Source organism: Ensifer sp. Root31 (genome assembly GCF_001424825.1).
Classification (GTDB): domain Bacteria; phylum Pseudomonadota; class Alphaproteobacteria; order Rhizobiales; family Rhizobiaceae; genus Ensifer; species Ensifer canadensis.
This window is the reverse complement of the sequence record NZ_LMCO01000066.1, coordinates 284,564-302,451: the sequence shown is the minus strand read 5'-3', so window position 1 is coordinate 302,451 and position 17,888 is coordinate 284,564. Positions and strand designations below refer to the sequence as shown.

General features: G+C 61.0%; 13 protein-coding genes and 5 pseudogenes. 12 read left to right on the top strand and 6 right to left on the bottom strand.

Features of this window, described 5'->3' with window-relative positions; all coding sequences use genetic code 11:
- Nucleotides 1-37 precede the first annotated feature (37 nt).
- Entirely contained in the window at nucleotides 38-619 is a 582-nt protein-coding gene (locus ASD00_RS35730) for an NYN domain-containing protein (RefSeq protein ID WP_025426381.1), read from the bottom strand.
- 470 nt (nucleotides 620-1,089) lie between these two features.
- Between ASD00_RS35730 and rpoZ the strand changes: the two genes are divergently transcribed.
- The 8 genes and pseudogenes from rpoZ to era all read left to right on the top strand — a co-directional run bounded on the left by rpoZ (nucleotide 1,090) and on the right by era (nucleotide 8,056).
- Complete coding sequence (rpoZ, locus tag ASD00_RS35725) at nucleotides 1,090-1,497, top strand: DNA-directed RNA polymerase subunit omega (protein ID WP_025426382.1); 408 nt, start codon at nucleotides 1,090-1,092, stop codon at nucleotides 1,495-1,497.
- 103 nt (nucleotides 1,498-1,600) lie between these two features.
- Nucleotides 1,601-3,826 carry a bifunctional (p)ppGpp synthetase/guanosine-3',5'-bis(diphosphate) 3'-pyrophosphohydrolase gene (locus tag ASD00_RS35720; protein WP_025426383.1) on the top strand — a complete coding sequence of 742 codons (2,226 nt, stop codon included), beginning with the start codon at nucleotides 1,601-1,603 and terminating at the stop codon, nucleotides 3,824-3,826.
- 345 nt (nucleotides 3,827-4,171) lie between these two features.
- Entirely contained in the window at nucleotides 4,172-4,324 is a 153-nt protein-coding gene (locus ASD00_RS39575) for a DUF3563 family protein (RefSeq protein WP_067698885.1), read from the top strand.
- Between the two features lie 106 nt (nucleotides 4,325-4,430).
- Nucleotides 4,431-5,073: pseudogene (locus tag ASD00_RS35715) on the top strand (DUF2062 domain-containing protein).
- Nucleotides 5,070-5,489, top strand: a complete 420-nt coding sequence (acpS, locus tag ASD00_RS35710) for a holo-ACP synthase (protein ID WP_025426385.1) — start codon at nucleotides 5,070-5,072, stop codon at nucleotides 5,487-5,489. The pseudogene ASD00_RS35715 and the gene acpS overlap by 4 nt, the downstream one beginning before the upstream one ends.
- A 169-nt stretch (nucleotides 5,490-5,658) precedes the next feature.
- Nucleotides 5,659-6,402: a signal peptidase I gene (gene lepB, locus ASD00_RS35705; protein WP_025426386.1), complete on the top strand. Its 744-nt coding sequence runs from the start codon at nucleotides 5,659-5,661 to the stop codon at nucleotides 6,400-6,402.
- Nucleotides 6,399-7,118 carry a ribonuclease III gene (gene rnc, locus ASD00_RS35700; protein WP_025426387.1) on the top strand — a complete coding sequence of 240 codons (720 nt, stop codon included), beginning with the start codon at nucleotides 6,399-6,401 and terminating at the stop codon, nucleotides 7,116-7,118. The genes lepB and rnc overlap by 4 nt, the downstream gene beginning before the upstream one ends.
- Nucleotides 7,119-7,126: 8 nt before the next feature.
- Entirely contained in the window at nucleotides 7,127-8,056 is a 930-nt protein-coding gene (era, locus tag ASD00_RS35695; protein WP_025426388.1) for a GTPase Era, read from the top strand.
- 240 nt (nucleotides 8,057-8,296) lie between these two features.
- Here era and ASD00_RS35690 read toward each other — a convergent pair.
- A pseudogene (locus ASD00_RS35690) lies at nucleotides 8,297-9,322 on the bottom strand (glycerophosphodiester phosphodiesterase family protein).
- A gap of 174 nt (nucleotides 9,323-9,496) precedes the next feature.
- On the opposite strand from ASD00_RS35690, the gene ASD00_RS35685 reads away from it, so the two are divergent.
- From ASD00_RS35685 to ASD00_RS35670, 4 genes are all read left to right on the top strand, one after another.
- Entirely contained in the window at nucleotides 9,497-10,543 is a 1,047-nt protein-coding gene (locus tag ASD00_RS35685) for a glutathione S-transferase family protein (RefSeq protein WP_057211459.1), read from the top strand.
- A 306-nt stretch (nucleotides 10,544-10,849) separates the two neighbouring features.
- On the top strand, nucleotides 10,850-12,106 hold the full coding sequence (locus tag ASD00_RS35680; protein ID WP_057211457.1) for a cyclopropane-fatty-acyl-phospholipid synthase family protein: 1,257 nt from the start codon (nucleotides 10,850-10,852) through the stop codon (nucleotides 12,104-12,106).
- Between the two features lie 172 nt (nucleotides 12,107-12,278).
- Nucleotides 12,279-14,585 carry a Tex family protein gene (locus ASD00_RS35675; RefSeq protein WP_057211455.1) on the top strand — a complete coding sequence of 769 codons (2,307 nt, stop codon included), beginning with the start codon at nucleotides 12,279-12,281 and terminating at the stop codon, nucleotides 14,583-14,585.
- 209 nt (nucleotides 14,586-14,794) lie between these two features.
- Nucleotides 14,795-15,112, top strand: a complete 318-nt coding sequence (locus ASD00_RS35670; RefSeq protein WP_025426393.1) for a hypothetical protein — start codon at nucleotides 14,795-14,797, stop codon at nucleotides 15,110-15,112.
- 136 nt (nucleotides 15,113-15,248) lie between these two features.
- Here the strand turns inward: ASD00_RS35670 and ASD00_RS42215 are convergent.
- The 4 genes and pseudogenes from ASD00_RS42215 to ASD00_RS35660 form a co-directional block, all read right to left on the bottom strand.
- Nucleotides 15,249-16,043 (bottom strand): annotated as a pseudogene (locus ASD00_RS42215) (nucleotide sugar dehydrogenase); the annotation flags it as partial.
- Nucleotide 16,044: 1 nt separating this feature from the next.
- A pseudogene (locus ASD00_RS42210) lies at nucleotides 16,045-16,313 on the bottom strand (UDP-glucose 6-dehydrogenase); the annotation flags it as partial.
- A 1-nt stretch (nucleotide 16,314) separates the two neighbouring features.
- Nucleotides 16,315-16,761, bottom strand: a pseudogene (locus ASD00_RS42205) (3-hydroxyacyl-CoA dehydrogenase NAD-binding domain-containing protein); the annotation flags it as partial.
- Nucleotides 16,762-16,833: 72 nt separating this feature from the next.
- Nucleotides 16,834-17,877 (bottom strand): NAD-dependent epimerase, encoded by a 1,044-nt coding sequence (locus ASD00_RS35660; protein WP_057211454.1) that lies wholly within the window; start codon nucleotides 17,875-17,877, stop codon nucleotides 16,834-16,836.
- Nucleotides 17,878-17,888 lie beyond the last annotated feature (11 nt).

The following is a 17,888-nucleotide window of genomic DNA, read 5'->3' as shown; positions in this document are numbered from 1 at the left end:
AAAATTTTTTTCGTTGTTTGGCGAGTGACTGGTTCGCTCAGATCCCAACGGGGTCGGCTACCGGCTCGACATGTTGCCGGGGAACGCGTTCCGATGGGTCACGGCCGATTTCGGCCCGCAGCGTGACGAGATCGATGAAGTGATCCGCCTGTCGGCGCAGGTCATCGGCGATCATCGGTGGCTGGGTCGACATCGTCGATACCACCGAAACCTTGCGACCCTTCCGCTGCAGCGCTTCGACGAGCGTGGTGAAGTCGCCATCGCCCGAGAAGATCACCAGATGATCGACGGTTTCTGACTGTTCCATGGCATCGATCGCAAGTTCGATGTCCATGTTGCCCTTGATCTTGCGGCGACCGAGCGAGTCCGTGAATTCCTTCGCAGGCTTGGTCACGACCTTGTAACCGTTATAGTCAAGCCAGTCGATCAGCGGACGGATCGACGAATATTCCTGGTCTTCGATGAGAGCCGTATAGTAGTAGGCGCGTAGCAGATAGCCACGCTTTTGAAATGCCTTGAGCAGTTTGCGATAGTCGATGTCGAAACCGAGGCTCTTCGACGCGGCGTAGAGGTTGGCGCCGTCGATAAAAAGAGCGATTTTCTCGCGAGGGTCAAACATCGTTATTCCTTTTTGGTGCGCATCACATTCGGGTAAGCGGCCCGTCGGCGGATGCGCGAAAATACGGCGATTACATTAATAATTGCTGATATTGCAAATAATGTAGTTAACCACTTGCATTATTCCAAGCGGCGGCACGCGAATATAGCTAGTTTTAGCAGTTGCTGCAGTTCGTCCACATCGGAAATCTGCAGTTTCTACCAGGCGTTTCCGGTTTGTATTAGAAAATGCAACTAGGGTGTGTGAATACAAAGTCCAGCCCGTCCGCGTCGCATTTTATCACGCAGTAAAGGATGATGTGAGCGCTCCGTGCAGGAAAAACTTGAACTTATGCTGTTTTGATTGTATCCGGGCGGCTAATTCCAGAAATCGGAGCCGACGAGGCCGTCATCCGGCGGCCGTTCCGGTCTCGTGTCGTTAATCCGTGCTGCGGCGATGATCGCCGCGCTTTGAGCCCAAAAGGACAGGCAATGGCCCGCGTCACCGTCGAAGATTGCATTGACAAGGTCGACAACCGTTTCGAACTCGTGCTGCTCGCCAGCCACCGCGCCCGCCTGATCTCGCAGGGCGCAGCGATCACCATCGATCGCGACAATGACAAGAACCCCGTCGTGGCTCTCCGCGAAATCGCCGACGAGACGCTCTCGCCCGGCGACCTCAAGGAAGACCTGATCCACTCGCTGCAGAAGCACGTCGAAGTGGACGAGCCCGAGCCCGATCCGGCTTCGCTGGTGCAAGCCGATGCCGACACGACTTTTGCCGAGACGGCGGAAGACGACGACCAGCCGGAGGCAATCACTTTCGACCGCATGTCGGAAGAGGAACTTCTGGCCGGCATCGAGGGCCTCGTGCCCCCGGAAAAGAGCGACGACTACTGAGATCCGTAACGGAACAAGCGTTCCCGCGTGTTTTCAAAGCAGTGCGCCACTCGTATGATTGGCGCACTTTTTTTATTGTCTTTTCCCATGGAGCCGCCAGCGAATGATGCGCCAGTACGAGCTCGTTGAGCGCGTTCAGAAATACAAGCCCGACGTCAATGAAGCCCTGTTGAACAAGGCTTACGTCTACGCGATGCAGAAGCACGGGCAGCAGAAGCGGGCAAGCGGCGACCCCTACATTTCCCACCCGCTGGAAGTGGCGGCGATCCTTACGGAAATGCATCTCGACGAATCGACGATCGCAGTCGCGCTCTTGCACGACACGATCGAGGATACGACCGCGACCCGGCAGGAGATCGATGATCTCTTCGGCGAGGACATCGGTGCGCTTGTCGAGGGCCTGACCAAGATCAAGAAGCTCGATCTCGTCACCAAGAAAGCCAAGCAGGCGGAAAACCTGCGCAAGTTGCTGCTCGCGATCTCCGACGACGTGCGCGTCCTCTTGGTCAAGCTTGCCGATCGTCTGCACAACATGCGCACGCTCGACCATATGACGCCCGAGAAGCGGGCACGCATCTCCGAAGAGACGATGGACATCTATGCGCCGCTCGCCGGCCGCATGGGCATGCAGGATATGCGCGAGGAGCTCGAAAACCTCTCGTTCCGCCATATCAATCCGGAGGCCTTCGAAACCGTCACCCGCCGCCTGGAAGAGCTGTCCGAGCGCAATGAAGGCCTGATCAAGAAGATCGAGGACGAATTGACTGAGCTGCTCCAGACCGAGGGGTTGAAGGGCGCGCAAGTCAAGGGGCGGCAGAAGAAGCCCTATTCGGTCTTCCGCAAGATGCAGTCGAAATCCCTGTCCTTCGAGCAGCTTTCCGACGTCTGGGGCTTTCGTATCGTCGTCGACGATATCCCGTCGTGCTATCGCGCGCTTGGCATCGTGCACACCCGCTGGCGCGTCGTGCCTGGCCGCTTCAAGGATTATATCTCGACGCCAAAGCAGAACGATTACCAGTCAATCCATACGACCATCGTCGGCCCGTCGCGCCAGCGCATCGAACTGCAGATTCGCACGCGCCGGATGAACGATATCGCCGAATACGGTATTGCCGCTCACTCGCTCTACAAGGACGGCGAGGGGGTCTCGACGGAAACCGCCCTGTCGCCGACCTCGAACGCCTATTCCTGGCTGCGGCGCACGATCGAGTCGCTCGCCGAAGGCGACAACCCGGAAGAGTTTCTCGAGCATACCAAGCTCGAGCTTTTCCAGGACCAGGTGTTCTGCTTCACGCCGAAGGGGCAGCTGATTGCGCTGCCGCGTGGCGCGACGCCGATCGACTTTGCCTATGCGGTCCACACCAACATCGGCGACACCTGCGTCGGCGCCAAGATCAACGGCCGCATCATGCCGCTGGTCACGCGCCTCAACAACGGCGACGAAGTCGAGATCATCCGTTCGGGCATCCAGGTGCCGCCGCCGGCGTGGGAAGAAATCGTCGTCACCGGCAAGGCGCGCTCCGCCATCCGGCGCGCGACGCGCGCTGCCATCCGCAAGCAATATGCCGGCCTCGGCTATCGCATTCTGGAGCGAACCTTCGAGCGCGCCAGCAAGACGTTTTCACGCGAAGCGCTGAAGCCCGCGCTGCATCGGCTTGGACATAAAGAGGTCGAGGATGCGATCGCGTCGGTTGGCCGCGGCGAACTGTCGTCGCTCGACGTGCTGCGCGCGGTTTTCCCCGACCATCAGGACGAGCGCGTCACCGTCAAGCCGAACGCCGACGATGGCTGGTTCAACATGCGCAGTGCCGCCGGCATGGTGTTCAAGTTGCCTGGCCGATCCAAGGAGGCGGGCGAGCCGGCGCAAGCGGAAGGTCCGGAAGCGCTGCCGATCCGCGGGCTCTCGGGTAACGCCGGCGTGCATTTCAGCGCGGCGGGTGCAGTTCCGGGCGACCGTATCGTCGGCATCATGGAGAAGGACAAGGGGATCACCATCTACCCGATCCAGTCGCCGATCCTGCAGAAGTTCGACGACGAGCCGGAGCGCTGGATCGACGTGCGTTGGGATCTGGACGAGGCCAACAGCAGCCGCTTCATGGCGCGCATCGCCATCAGCGCCTTGAACGAGCCGGGCACGCTGGCGGAGGTCGCCCAGTCGATCGCGACGAGCGACGTCAACATCCGCTCGCTTTCCATGGGGCGTGTGGCTGCCGACTTCAGTGAGTTGCAGTTCGATCTCGAGGTCTGGGATCTGAGGCAGCTGAACCACCTGATCACGCAGTTGAAGGAATTGCCGAGCATCTCCACGGTCAAGCGCCTCTTCGAGTGAAGGGGCGCCGCTCGACTTTCGCATAGCTGCCGAACCGTCACCACCGGCGCCGTTGCTTCCGCCTTCCGTCGGGGTCTCGCCTTGGCAGGCGGATCATGACCGGCACTTTCTTCTTCTTGCCTCCGTCTGTCTGGCCGTCCGTGAGGGTTGGCGATACTCGCATTCGGCGGTGAAGTTTGGGCCTATGCGCGTCCGTTTTGCGCAGTTGCCTTCAAAACAGGCAGGTCGGGGCTTGAAAAACGGCAAGGCATGCTTGTTGCGCATGGCTGCTGTCTCTTCCTGGCTCTGGTGGAACAGTGACCTCTAAACTATCTTCTGCATGGGAGGTAAACGAAGAGGTTTGCCATGTTAAATCAGTTGAAGAAGATCACCCGCGCTCTGCGCGTCGCCACTCAGGAAGAGCGCGAGCTCGCCTATCTCAACGGTTCGGTCGATCGCATCGATCTCGAATACCGTCAGCGCCAGATCGATCGCGGCCTGTTCCGCAACGGCTACTAAGCCGCTGCCTGTTCCCGCATGATGGCGGGAATGGCGAGCCATGCGCCAGGCGAATGGCTCAATCGTGATCGCTGCACCACACGCCAGCGGGTTGCAAGCAAGGGGCATGACGCCTATCTTGCGGCCTTTAAACAGGCGGACACGCCGTCTTGTGCCGACTGGCGGTTTCAAGATGCGGTCATGACGGCATAATGTTATTCAGACGTAGAAAACCGGTCACGATATCCGAGAGGCTTCGCGCGCTTTTATGGCCGCGCAAGGGCTTTCGGCGTGGCCCGAGATACATGGCGCTGCGCATCCTGCGCCTGTCGTCGTCACCGCACTCGATTGCGGTCGGGGTCGCTGCAGGTGCCGCGTCCTCCTTCACGCCCTTCTTTGGGCTGCATATCATCATCGCGGTCGCGGTTGCCTCCGCGTTCTCCGGCAATCTGCTTGCGGCAGCGATCACCACGGCGCTTGCCAACCCGGTGACCATCCCGATGATCCTGACCGCGTCCTACGAACTTGGCACGGTCATCATGGGACCGCAGGCGTCAGGTCCCGCAACCGGCGCGGACGTCGCGCATATGGTCGAGCACCTCGAATTGTCGGCGCTTTGGGGGCCTGTGTTCAAGCCTATGCTCATCGGATCGGTTCCGCTTGCCGCCGCCGGCGCACTGATCTTCTATCCTCTTGCCTATCAAGCAGCCCGTCTTTTCCAGTCCCGCCGCAGGCGCGCGCGCGCGTCCGGTGCAAGGTCCACATCATGATCATCGGTATCGGCAGCGACCTCATCGACATCAGGCGCATCGAAAACTCGCTCTCGCGTTTCGGCGAGCGTTTCGTCAATCGTTGCTTCACCGAGGTGGAAATTGCCAAGTCCGAAGGTCGCAAGAACCGCGCCGCCTCCTACGCCAAGCGCTTCGCTGCCAAGGAGGCCTGTTCCAAGGCGCTCGGCACCGGAATAGCGCATGGCGTCTTCTGGAAAGACATGGGCGTCATCAATATGCCCGGTGGCAAGCCCACGATGCATTTGAGCGGTGGTGCTGCCGAACGGCTCCAGGCGATGGTGCCCAAGGGGCATCGGGCGGCAATCCATCTGACGATTACCGACGATTTCCCGCTGGCGCAGGCCTTCGTGATTATCGAAGCACTCCCCGTTGCCCCGCCAGAGGGAACGGTTTAGAGCATTCCGTTGAGAAATCCGGGCGTGCCCGATTGCAGGGGGCAGAGCGCCCTTGCAGCATGGATACAGAATTGCGCATCCGCCGGTGAGGCTGGAACCGAAAGCGCGAATGACAGTTGATTGAGCGGAGCGCCTATCCAGCGCGCCGATGACAAAGGAAGACAGCAGCGTGGCAGAAAAGACAGAAGCGAAGCAGAGCGGTCTCTGGGAGAATGTGAAGGTCATCATCCAGGCGCTGCTCCTGGCCGTGGTCATTCGCACCGTCTTCTTTCAGCCCTTCACCATTCCGTCGGGCTCGATGATGCCGACCCTGCTTGTCGGCGACTACATCTTCGTCAACAAGTTCGCCTACGGCTACTCCAAGTATTCGCTGCCGTTCTCGCCGGATCTGTTCTCGGGCCGAATCTTCGCCAGCGAGCCGGAGCGCGGCGACATCGTCGTCTTCCGCTTTCCGCCAAACCCGGACATCGACTACATCAAGCGTCTGGTTGGCCTGCCGGGCGATCGCATCCAGGTCCGCAACAGCATTCTCTACGTCAACGACAAGCCGATCGATCGCGCGCCTGACGGTGTCTTCCGCGCCGACGATCAGTACGACACCGGTGGCGACGTTCCGGTCTACCGCGAAACCATGGACAATGGCGTTTCCTATGACACGCTCGATCAGTTCCCGGATTCGCGCGGTGACAACACCCGCGAGTTCATCGTGCCCGAAGGTCATTACTTCATGATGGGCGACAATCGCGACAACTCGGCCGACAGCCGCTTCGACGTCGGCTTCGTGCCGGCCGAGAACCTTGTCGGCCGCGCGAGCCTGATCTTCTTCTCGCTCGGCAATGACACCTCGTTCCGCGAGATCTGGAAGTGGCCGGCGAACCTGCGCTACGACCGCCTGTTCAAGGCGGTCGAATGATGAAGGCGCGGTCGCTAAGCGCGGAGGATCGGGCCAAGCTCGAGGCCGTGATTGGCTATCAGTTCAGCGAGAAGGAACGGCTCGATCGGGCGCTGACCCATTCCAGCGCCCGCAATGCCAGGGGATCGAACTACCAGCGGCTCGAATTCCTCGGAGACCGTGTGCTGGGGCTTTGCGTCTCCGAGCTTCTGTTCCAGACCTTTCGTGATGCCAACGAGGGCGAACTTTCGGTGCGGCTGAACCAGCTCGTCAGCGCCGAGAGCTGCGCCCTGGTCGCCGACGACCTGGCGCTGCACCAGTTTATCCGCACCGGTTCCGACGTGAAGAAAATCACCGGAAAGGCGATGATGAATGTGCGCGCCGATGTGGTAGAGTCGCTCATCGCCGCCATCTATCTCGACGGCGGGCTGGAGGCGGCGCGTAAATTCGTGCTGCTTCACTGGAAAGAGCGGGCGACCCGTGCCGACGGCGCCCGTCGCGATGCCAAGACCGAATTGCAGGAATGGGCGCATGCCAAGTTTGGCATTGCGCCGACATATCGGACGGACAACCGCTCCGGCCCCGACCACGACCCGCGTTTCACGGTGACCGTGGAGGTTGCCGGCGTTGCGCCCGAGACCGGGACGGATCGATCCAAGCGCGGCGCCGAGCAGGTGGCCGCGACAAAATTGTTGGAACGCGAAGGCGTGTGGCGGAAAGTCTCCGCCGGAAATTGACGGAAAACATGACGGATATGGAAAAAGATACGGCCGCCGAAAGCGCGCCGACCCACTCTGGTTTCGTGGCGCTGATCGGCGCCACCAACGCGGGAAAATCGACGCTGGTCAACCGCCTCGTCGGCGCCAAGGTTTCGATCGTCAGCCACAAGGTTCAGACGACCCGGGCGATCGTGCGTGGCATTGCCATCCACGACAACGCACAGATCGTGTTCATGGACACGCCGGGCATCTTCAAGCCACGGCGCCGGCTCGACCGGGCAATGGTGACGACGGCCTGGGGTGGCGCCAAGGACGCCGATGTGATCATGCTCCTGATCGACAGCGAGCGTGGCCTGAAGGGCGATGCGGAAACGATCCTTCAGGGCATGAAGGAAGTCCACCAGCCGAAGATCCTGGTTCTGAACAAGATCGACCAGGTGCGACCGGAGGATCTGCTGAAGCTTGCAGCGGCGGCCAACGAGACGATCAAGTTCGAGCGCACCTTCATGATCTCCGCGCTGACCGGCTCGGGCTGCAAGGATCTGATGGATTATCTTGCCGAGACGCTGCCGGAAGGTCCCTGGTATTATCCGGAAGACCAGATCTCCGACCTGCCGATGCGCCAGCTCGCGGCCGAAATCACTCGCGAAAAACTGTTCCTGCGCCTGCATCAGGAACTTCCCTACGCCTCGCATGTCGAAACCGAGAAGTGGGAAGAGCGCAAGGACGGATCCGTTCGTATCGAACAGGTGATCTACGTCGAGCGCGAAAGCCAGAAGAAGATCGCACTCGGCAAGAATGGCGATGCGATCAAGGCGATCTCCACCGCGTCGCGGAAGGAAATCTCCGAAATCCTTGAGCAGCCGGTGCACCTCTTCCTGTTCGTCAAGGTGCGTGAAAACTGGGGCGATGATCCCGAGCGCTTCCGCGAAATGGGTCTTGAGTTCCCACGCTGATCGGCCAGTATTCTCAATACCGCTAACGCCGCTCGCCAGCCCTGCTGGCGGCCGGCTCCTCTCGGAGGGTGAACTTCGGGCTGCCGGGCATCTGCCGAAACGACAGGCGGGACTTGTCTCAGGTCAAGGCGCCGGTGCCCCAACCGTACGCTCCCTCAGTGACAAACGAGATTGGATAGGAACCGCTACTGCATGTTTCCTTAAATCCTATTCGATTTAAGGATAAAAACATGCAGCAAATCAAAGTGCTGCAGCGACCTTTGCGCGTCTAATAAGACGCGCGGCGCTGTAGGACGCCGGCTGTCTTTTTGCCAGCATCGGCCCGATCATCTCGGCACGGTTAGTCCAGACGTAGCCCGAGAAGTTCTCCGGCACCAGTTCAAGATCTTCCGCGCTATCGATGCCCGTGGTGAAATCTCCGCCGGCATAGGGGCCGAGCAGGATGATCTCGCTGCCGGCTGATTTCATGCGCTGTGCAAAACGGTCGGGCCAACCCCACAGCCAGGGCGCATAGTTTCCCGGAACGATCACCAGCGTGTTCTGGCAGGCGGCCGGAACGACGCCGGTCCAGCCATAGGCGATGTAGCGGGCGAGGCAGCCGACGACAGAGTTCCTGTCGTAACCACGCAGGCCCTTCACCAGCTTCAGCGCTTCCCGCGTCGGCTCGCCGCCGCCATAGACCCCAAAGACGGCTTGCCGCCATTCCGGATGTGTTTCGAGCAGGGCGGCGAGCGCTGCGCCTTCCTCGGCCCGGCGGCTCTTGAAATTGACGAGAAACTGGCGATCGGGCAGGGCGGTGAAAACCTCCTCCAAGGTCGGCATGTGGCCGGTGCCTTTTCCGCGGAACGGAAAGGTCTTGCCGCCGTCGGCGGTATAGCCGTAGCCGATGTCGAGCGATTTCAGCACCGTCATTGGCGTTTCCTCGGTGACCCCTTTGCCTTCAGTGCGGCAGTCGAACGTCCAGTCGTGGAAGACCGCGAACTGCCGATCGGGCGTCAGGTGGATGTCGAGTTCGACGACCGCAGCGCCGGAATCGAAGGCGGCCTGCATTCAGGCGACGGTATTTTCGAGGTGATCGTGCCGTGGCTTTTCGATGATCTCGGCCGTGCAGGTATCGTTCCCCACGCCCGCTTTCGGATAGGTCTGGTGGATGCCGCGATGCGCGAGAATCTTAGGCGGGCCCTCGGGGGGCGTTGCCAGCAGGGACGTGTTGAGGAGCCAGACGACGGCAGCAAAAAGCACGGCGACAATGACGAATCTTTTCATCCTGATTCTCCCTCTCGCGACCGGGATTGCTCGACAATGTGGCGCTACCGTGATGCTACGCGCTGGGCGTGTGGGCTGTGTAATGCGAACGATCTGTCAACCGGCCGCCGAATTGACCGGCACGCGCCCGCGTGTGAGTGAGTTGGCATTCCCCGTAGGTTCAGGAGAGAATTCATGCCGCAGCTCGTCGATGGAAAATGGGTCAAGGGTGACGTTGCTGCGAGCGAGATGAAGGGTGGCGCCTTTTTCCGCGAGCCGACCCGTTTCCACAGCTGGATCACGGCCGATGGCGGCCCCGGCCCGCAGGGGCAGCCAGGTCTTCCGGCGGAGGCCGGGCGCTTTCGTCTGTTCGTTTCGTACCTCTGCCCCTGGGCGTCGCGCACGATCGCTTTTCGCAATCTCAAGGGACTGCAGGACGTCATCGGGCTTACCGTCTCCGACCCGCTGCTAGGCGAGGATGGTTGGGTCTACGACGAGCCTGTGGACGCTGGCGGGCGTGTTGGTCTGATCCGTTATCATCACGAGCTCTATACGGCGAGTGATGGCCATTACACCGGCAAGGTGTCGGTCCCCGTCCTTTGGGACATGAAGGAAGGGCGCATCGTCAACAACGAATCCGCCGACATCATCCGCATCCTGAATTCGGCTTTCGACGACCTGACCGGCAACCGCCTCGATTTTTACCCTCAAGCGCTGCGTGCGGAGATCGATCACTGGAACGACCCGATTTACGAGCGCGTCAACAACGGCGTCTACCGCGCCGGGTTCGCCAAGTCTCAAAGCGCCTATGACGAGGCCGTCACGAGCCTGTTCGGGATGCTCGACGAGCTCGAGCGCCACCTGGCGGCCAATCGTTACATCGCCGGCGAGTACCTGACGGAGGCCGATATCCGTCTGTTCGTGACATTGATCCGGTTCGATGCGGCCTACCACGGCGTCTTCAAGTGCAATCTTCGCCGGATCGAAGATTATCCGGCGCTTTCCAACTATCTGCGCGAAATCTACCAGTGGCCCGGCATCGCCGAGACGGTGCGCATCGACCATATCAAGCGAGGCTATTACGGCATCGCCCACGTCAATCCGACCCGCATCGTGCCTGTTGGTCCCATGCTCGATTTCACCCGGCCGCATGACCGGCATTCCCTACCGGGTCGCGGGGTCGTCGGAGCTGAGGCCAATTCGGCCGATTTACTAAGCAAACAAATCTTTGAGGGGGCATAAAAAGCCCATTGCCAATCGTTTGAAGCTTACTAAGTTAGTGTAAGTTCTGATGGATAGGAGCCCGATGGCGGCTGGCATGGCGAATTTCCGGCAGCGCGCGCACGAGGAGCGCCGCATCTGTTCCGGATACCATGAGGCCACGCCAGAGCCGGTTTTCGCCGCTTCCGGAATTAGGTCGCGTCATGCCCCTGCGTTCCGCATCATTCTTCATGCGCGCCGCAACGCTTTCCCGGAAGCCCCGATAGAACCGGCCCCGTCGCCGCTCCTACGCAGCAGGACACAGGATGTGTCTGGCAGGGGTTGGATATGAATGCGGCATTGTTGAATTTGCTTCGCCGTCTGGTGCGCAAGGGCAATCTGACGGTGTTTTTTTCTGCGGGTGAGCAGGTCATTCTGGGTGACGGCTCGGGAAAGCCGGCAACGATCCGCATTGTCGATGCGGAAGCTGAAAAAGCGATCGCTATCGACCCGGGGCTTCGTTTCGGCGAGCTTTATATGGATGGCCGCGTCGTCATCGAGGACGGCGACATTTTCGATGTGCTCTCGATAGTAAAGGAAAACGGTCTGGAGAACGCCGCGACTGTTCCCAACACGCTGGTTGCTCTTCAGCATGTGTTGCGCCAGCAGGTGAAGAGCCGCATGCCGGTCAATCGCAACCGGCACAATGTCGCCCATCACTATGATCTCGATCGCAAGCTCTTCAATCTGTTCCTCGATCAGGACTGGCAATATTCCTGCGCCTATTTCGAGCCGCCGGGCATCTCGCTCGATGAGGCGCAACTCGCCAAGAAGCGCCATATCGCCGCCAAGCTGCTGCTTGAACCCGGGCAGAAGGTGCTTGAGGTCGGCTCCGGCTGGGGCGGGATGGCGATGTATCTTGCGGAATCCTCCGGCGTCGAGGTGACGGGCATCACACTCAGCGAAGAGCAGCTGAAGATCTCGCGCGAGCGGGCGGCCAAGCGAGGCTTTTCCGATCGTGTCCGCTTCGAGCTTCAGGACTATAGGACGATGCAGGGGCGGCAGTTCGACCGCATCGTGTCGGTCGGTATGTTCGAACATGTCGGCATCGGCAATTACGGCCGATTCTTTCGCAAGATCAGGGAATTGTTGAAGCCTGAGGGCGTGATGCTGTTGCACTCGATCGGGCAGGTCTACAAACCCTGGGCGACCAATCCATGGATCGAGAAATACATCTTCCCCGGCGGTTACATCCCGGCGCTTTCGGAGGTTCTGCCTTCCGTTGAAAAGACCCAGCTTCTCGTCAAGGATATCGAGATCCTGTCGATGCACTATGCCTGGACATTAAGGGCGTGGCGGGAGCGTTTCCTCGCGCGGCGCGAAGAGGCGGTAAAGCTGTTCGACGAGCGCTTCTTCCGGATGTGGGAGTTCTATCTCGCCGCGTCGGAGACGGCCTTCCTGCATGACAAGCACTTCATCTTCCAGCTGCAGCTGTCGCCGTCGCTCGATACGGTGCCTTTCGCACGCGGTTACATCGAGGCGAAGGAACGGGAACTGATGGAATTCGAAATGACCCGCCCGCCGCTTGAGCTGGTGGATATTTAACGCATGTCGCCCGAAAGTGCGCCGCGGTTTCGGTGCAACGACATCCTTAGAAAACACAGGTCGAGCGCACCTCTCCTGTGGAGTTCCGGTTTCGCCACGCAAGCCTTCACTTGGCCTTGAAGACCTGCGCCTTTATGGTCGCCGACTGAAAACAGGAAAGACGGATCCCACCATGGCCAGCCCAGCAAAACCCATCGCCGCCATCATTGCCAGCGAGATCAAGGCGTCGACCTCCCAGGTAATCGCCGCGGTGGAGCTGCTCGATGAGGGCGCGACGGTGCCGTTCATCGCGCGTTACCGCAAGGAAGTGACCGGCGGGCTCGACGACACGCAGCTGCGCACGCTGGCTGAGCGTCTGACCTATCTGCGCGAACTGGAGGCAAGGCGGGGTTCGATCATCGAATCGATCCGCGGACAGGGCAAGCTGACCGACGAACTCGAAGCCAAGATCGCCGCGGTGGAAACCAAGGCCGAACTCGAAGATATCTATCTGCCCTACAAGCCGAAGCGGCGCACCAAGGCGGAGATCGCCAAGGAGCGGGGCCTTGGGCCGCTTGCCGAAGCTATTCTCGCCGACCGGACGGTCGCACCGGCTGACCGCGCCGCAAAGTTTCTGACGGCAGATGTGCCCGATGTGAAGACGGCGCTTGACGGCGCGCGCGACATTATCGCCGAAGGCATGGCGGAGAATGCCGACCTGCTCGGCCGCCTGCGCAATCACATGAAGGGCGCGGCGTTCCTGCGGGCCAAGGTCGTCGACGGCAAGCAGGCGGCGGGTGCCAAGTTCTCGGACTATTTCGATCATTCCGAACGCTGGGCGACCACACCGGGTCACCGGGCGCTTGCCATGCTGCGCGGCTGGAACGAGGAGGTGTTGTCAGTCGATATCGTCGTCGATCAGGACGATACGTCTCCCGTCAAACCGGTCGAGCGCATGATTGCGGCCGCCTACAATGTCGGCGGACAGCTGCCGGGCGACAAATGGCTTTCCGAGGTTATCGGTTGGACCTGGCGCGTGAAGCTGTCGATGTCGCTGTCTCTCGACCTGATGCGCGAGCTGCGCGAACGGGCGGAAGAGGAAGCAATCCACGTTTTCGCCCGCAACCTGAAGGACCTGCTGCTGGCCGCTCCGGCCGGCTCGCGCGCGACGATGGGGCTGGATCCGGGCATTCGCACCGGCGTCAAGGTCGCCATTGTCGATGGTACCGGCAAGCTTTTGGAGACAACGACCGTTTATCCGTTCCCGCCGAAGAACGATGTCCGCGGCACGCAGGCCGAGCTGGCATCGCTGGTCCGCAAGCACAAGGTCGAGCTGATCGCGATCGGCAATGGCACCGGCAGCCGCGAGACGGAGAAGCTTGTCGCCGACATGCTTGCCCAACTGCCGGCGCCAAAGCCCACCAAGGTCATCGTGTCCGAAGCCGGTGCTTCGGTCTATTCCGCCTCGGAGACGGCCGCACTTGAGTTCCCCGGTCTAGACGTCTCCCTGCGTGGCGCCGTCTCCATCGCCCGGCGCCTGCAGGACCCGCTGGCTGAGCTCGTCAAGATCGAGCCGAAGTCGATCGGCGTCGGCCAGTATCAGCACGATGTCGACCAGTCGAAGCTCAACCGCTCGCTGGATGCGGTCGTGGAAGACGCGGTGAACGCCGTCGGTGTCGATGTGAATACGGCATCCGCACCGCTGCTTGCGCGCGTCTCCGGTCTCGGCAAGTCTTCGGCAGAAGCGATCGTCGCACACCGCGATGCCGCCGGACCGTTCGCCAGCCGCAAGGAACTCTTGAACGTCGCGCGTCTCGGCGCCCGCACCTTTGAACAGTGCGCCGGCTTCCTGCGCATTCCTGATGGCAAGGAGCCGCTCGATGCGTCGTCGGTCCACCCGGAAGCCTATGGTGTCGCCAAGAAGATCGTCGCGGCCTGCGGGCGCGATGTGCGCGCATTGATGGGCGACAGCGCGGCGTTGAAGCAGCTCGATCCGCGTGTCTTCGTCGATGAGCGTTTTGGCCTGCCGACGGTGAAGGACATTCTGGCCGAACTGGAAAAACCGGGCCGCGACCCGCGCCCGAGCTTCAAGACCGCGACCTTCGCCGAGGGCATCGACGACATCAAGGATCTGAAGGTCGGCATGCAGCTCGAAGGCACCGTGACAAATGTTGCCGCCTTTGGCGCCTTCGTCGACATCGGCGTCCATCAGGATGGCCTCGTTCATGTTTCGCAGCTTGCGGACCGGTTCGTGAAGGACCCCCATGAAGTGGTCAAGGCCGGCGACGTGGTTCAGGTGCGGGTGACCGAGGTGGATGTACCGCGCAAGCGCATTGGCTTGACCATGCGCAAGGACATCGGTGCCGATACGGGCCGCGAGGCGAGGGCGCCGGGATCGAACAACGGCAATCGCAGCGCGCCAGCGCGTCCGCAGAAGCCGCAGCAGCCGTCGCAGGGCGCCTTTGGTGCCGCGCTCATGGAAGCGATGAAGCGCAAGTAATACGGGTCGCCCAGAAGTCGTATCGGTTCCCGGGTTACTCTCCGTAAATTAGTCAATTGTAATATACGGATTGCTCCGCCATACTGATCTCGTGGCGGCACTTGTATCGTGTCGCGAGCAAGTGCCGATCATAACAATGCCGGTCAACGGCGGATGAGGTCAGCGGAAACTCCTTTTCCGCCGGGTTTCCCGGCGAAAGGAGGTGCGTCATGGGACGCAATATGATCCGTGGCCTCGCTCGAGCCGTCATATTGGCGGCCGCGGTGACGGCACTTCCAAACCCGGCAAGTTCGCAGGTGATGGCGAACTGTGCCGCGCGATCCGAAGTGATCGAATTTCTCATGCGACAGTATCAGGAAAAGCCTGCGGGGATCGGATTGATCAACCCGCATGCGGTGATGGAAATCTATGCCGCCGATAGCGGCACCTGGACCCTGATCGTCACGGATGTCACCGGCCGAAGCTGTGTCATCCTTGCCGGCAAAAGCTGGGAGGCACTGCCGCCCCAGCCGATACCGAAGGCATAGAGCATGTCGCGCAAAAGTGTGCAGCGGTTTTGCGATAACGACATGCGGCATAACAGGAAACTTTAAGTCTGTCGCCGCCTGTCGCAGACGATCGCCGGGCAGGGCGCCCGGCGTTAGATTCCGTGTCTTGCAGCCCTCACTGCGGCCGGCCGACGCTGGCATAGGCAAAGCCGTGCTTTGCAACTTCGTCGGGGCGATAGATGTTTCTGAGGTCGACCAGTACCGGCGCCTTCATCACGGCTTTCAACCGGCGGAAGTCGAGCGCGCGGAACTCGTTCCATTCGGTCACGATCACCAGCACGTCGGCCTCTGCGGCTGCCTCGTACGGATCCTTGGCGAAATCGAGACCGTCCATCAGTTTCTTGGCGTTTTCCATGCCTTCCGGATCATAGCCGACGACATGGGCGCCGGCGTCCTGCAGCGTCTGAACCACGGTGATGGCCGGGCTGTCGCGCATGTCGTCGGTGTTCGGCTTGAAGGTGAGGCCGAGGACGGCGACCTTGCGTCCGCGTACATCGCCGCCGGCAGCCGCGATAACCTTGCGGCCCATGGCGCGCTTGCGGTTGTCATTGATGGCGACGGTGGTCTCGACCAGGCGCACGGGGCTGTCGAAGTCCTGGGCGGTCTTGACCAGCGCCAGCGTGTCCTTCGGGAAGCAGGAGCCGCCGTAACCCGGGCCGGCATGCAGGAATTTTCCACCGATACGGCCGTCGAGGCCGATGCCGCGGGCAACGTCCTGCACGTTGGCGTCGACCTTCTCGCAGAGATCGGCCATCTCGTTGATGAAGGTGATCTTCATCGCCAGGAAAGCGTTGCCGGCGTATTTGATTAGTTCGGAGGTGCGGCGCGAGGTGAAGACCAGCGGCGCCTGGTTGAGGTAGAGCGGACGGTAGACCTCGGTCATGACGTCGCGGGCGCGCGCATCATCGTCNTCGGAGGTGCGGCGCGAGGTGAAGACCAGCGGCGCCTGGTTGAGGTAGAGCGGACGGTAGACCTCGGTCATGACGTCGCGGGCGCGCGCATCATCGTCGGCAAGGCCGATGACGATGCGGTCGGGGCGCTTGAAGTCCTCGATGGCGGCACCTTCGCGCAGGAATTCCGGATTGGAAACCACGGCGAAATCGGCGTCCGGGTTGGTTTCGCGGATGATGCGCTCGACCTCGTCGCCGGTGCCGACCGGAACCGTCGACTTCGTCACGATNATTGGAAACCACGGCGAAATCGGCGTCCGGGTTGGTTTCGCGGATGATGCGCTCGACCTCGTCGCCGGTGCCGACCGGAACCGTCGACTTCGTCACGATGACGGTGAAACCCTTGAGGTTGACGGCGATCTCGCGCGCTGCGGCGTAGACATAGGAGAGATCGGCATGGCCGTCGCCGCGACGCGACGGCGTGCCGACGGCGATGAAGATCACGTCGCTGTCCGCGACCGCCGAAACGAGATCCGTGGTGAACGACAGGCGGCCGGACTGGACATTGCTCGCGACGAGATGGTCGAGGCCGGGTTCAAAGATCGGAATGCGCCCCTGCATCAGGGCATCGATCTTGCTTTCGTCCTTGTCGAGGCAAACCACGTCATGGCCGAAATCGGCAAAACACACACCCGAAACAAGGCCGACATAGCCGGCGCCGATCATCGTGACTTTCATCTGCTCTTCCTTTTGTTGCGAGAGCTTCGCTTATGCAAAGTGTGGCGACGGCAGTCGTCGCCGATGGTTGCCTCAGGCCTGCCGGGCCGGCGAGCCAGCCTTCTCGGAGCGACCGTAATATTCGTCATACCAGGCTGCAAAGCGCGCGACACCGTCTTCCACCGAAATCGACGGCTTGAAATCGGTGAGCGCCTCAAGCAGATCCGGAGACGCATAGGTGCGTGGCACATCGCCCTGCTGCATCGGCAGCATGTTGCGAAGCGCCGGGCGACCGACTGCCTTTTCGATCGTCTCGATGAAGGTCATCAGTTCGACCGGCTGGCCGCCGCCGATATTGACGACGCGGAATGGCGCCTGCCGCGACAGCGTGTCCTGCGCCTTTTCGGATGGCACCCGGTTTTCCTCCGAGGGGAGGACATGCGAAAGCCTGAGGATGCCTTCGACGAGATCGTCGATATAGGTGAAGTCGCGGCTCATGCGGCCTTCGCCGTAAATGTCGATCGGCCGGTCGTTGTGGATGGCGTCGATGAACTTGAACAGCGCCATGTCGGGCCGACCCCAGGGGCCATAGACCGTGAAGAAACGGAAGGCCGTCGTCGGCACCTTGTAGAGATGGGCATAGCTGTGCGCCATCAGTTCCATCGATTTCTTCGTCGCCGCGTAGATCGTCATCGGCTCGTCGGCCCGGTCTGTCTCGGCGAAAGGGATCTTTTCGTTGGCGCCGTAGATCGATGAGGTCGAGGCCAGCATCAGGTGCTTGGGGCCGATTTCGCGCGCCAACTCCAACATGTTCCAGGAGCCGATGAGGTTGGAATCGACATAGGCCTTGGGGTTTTCCAGGCTGTAGCGGACGCCGGCCTGGGCAGCCAGATGGATGATGACCTCCGGCTCGGCAAGCTCTGCGGCGTGGTTCAGCGCATCCCGGTCTTCCAGCATGCCGACGACCGCCTTGAAGCCGTTCGAGCGGGCGAGGATCGCGTGGCGCTGTTCCTTGAGCGTGACGTCGTAGTAGGGCGTCATTCCGTCGAAGCCGACGACGAAATGCCCTTCGTCGATCAGTCGCTTTGCAAGATGAAAACCGATGAAGCCGGCCGTGCCGGTGATGAGGTAGCGCAAGACGATATCCC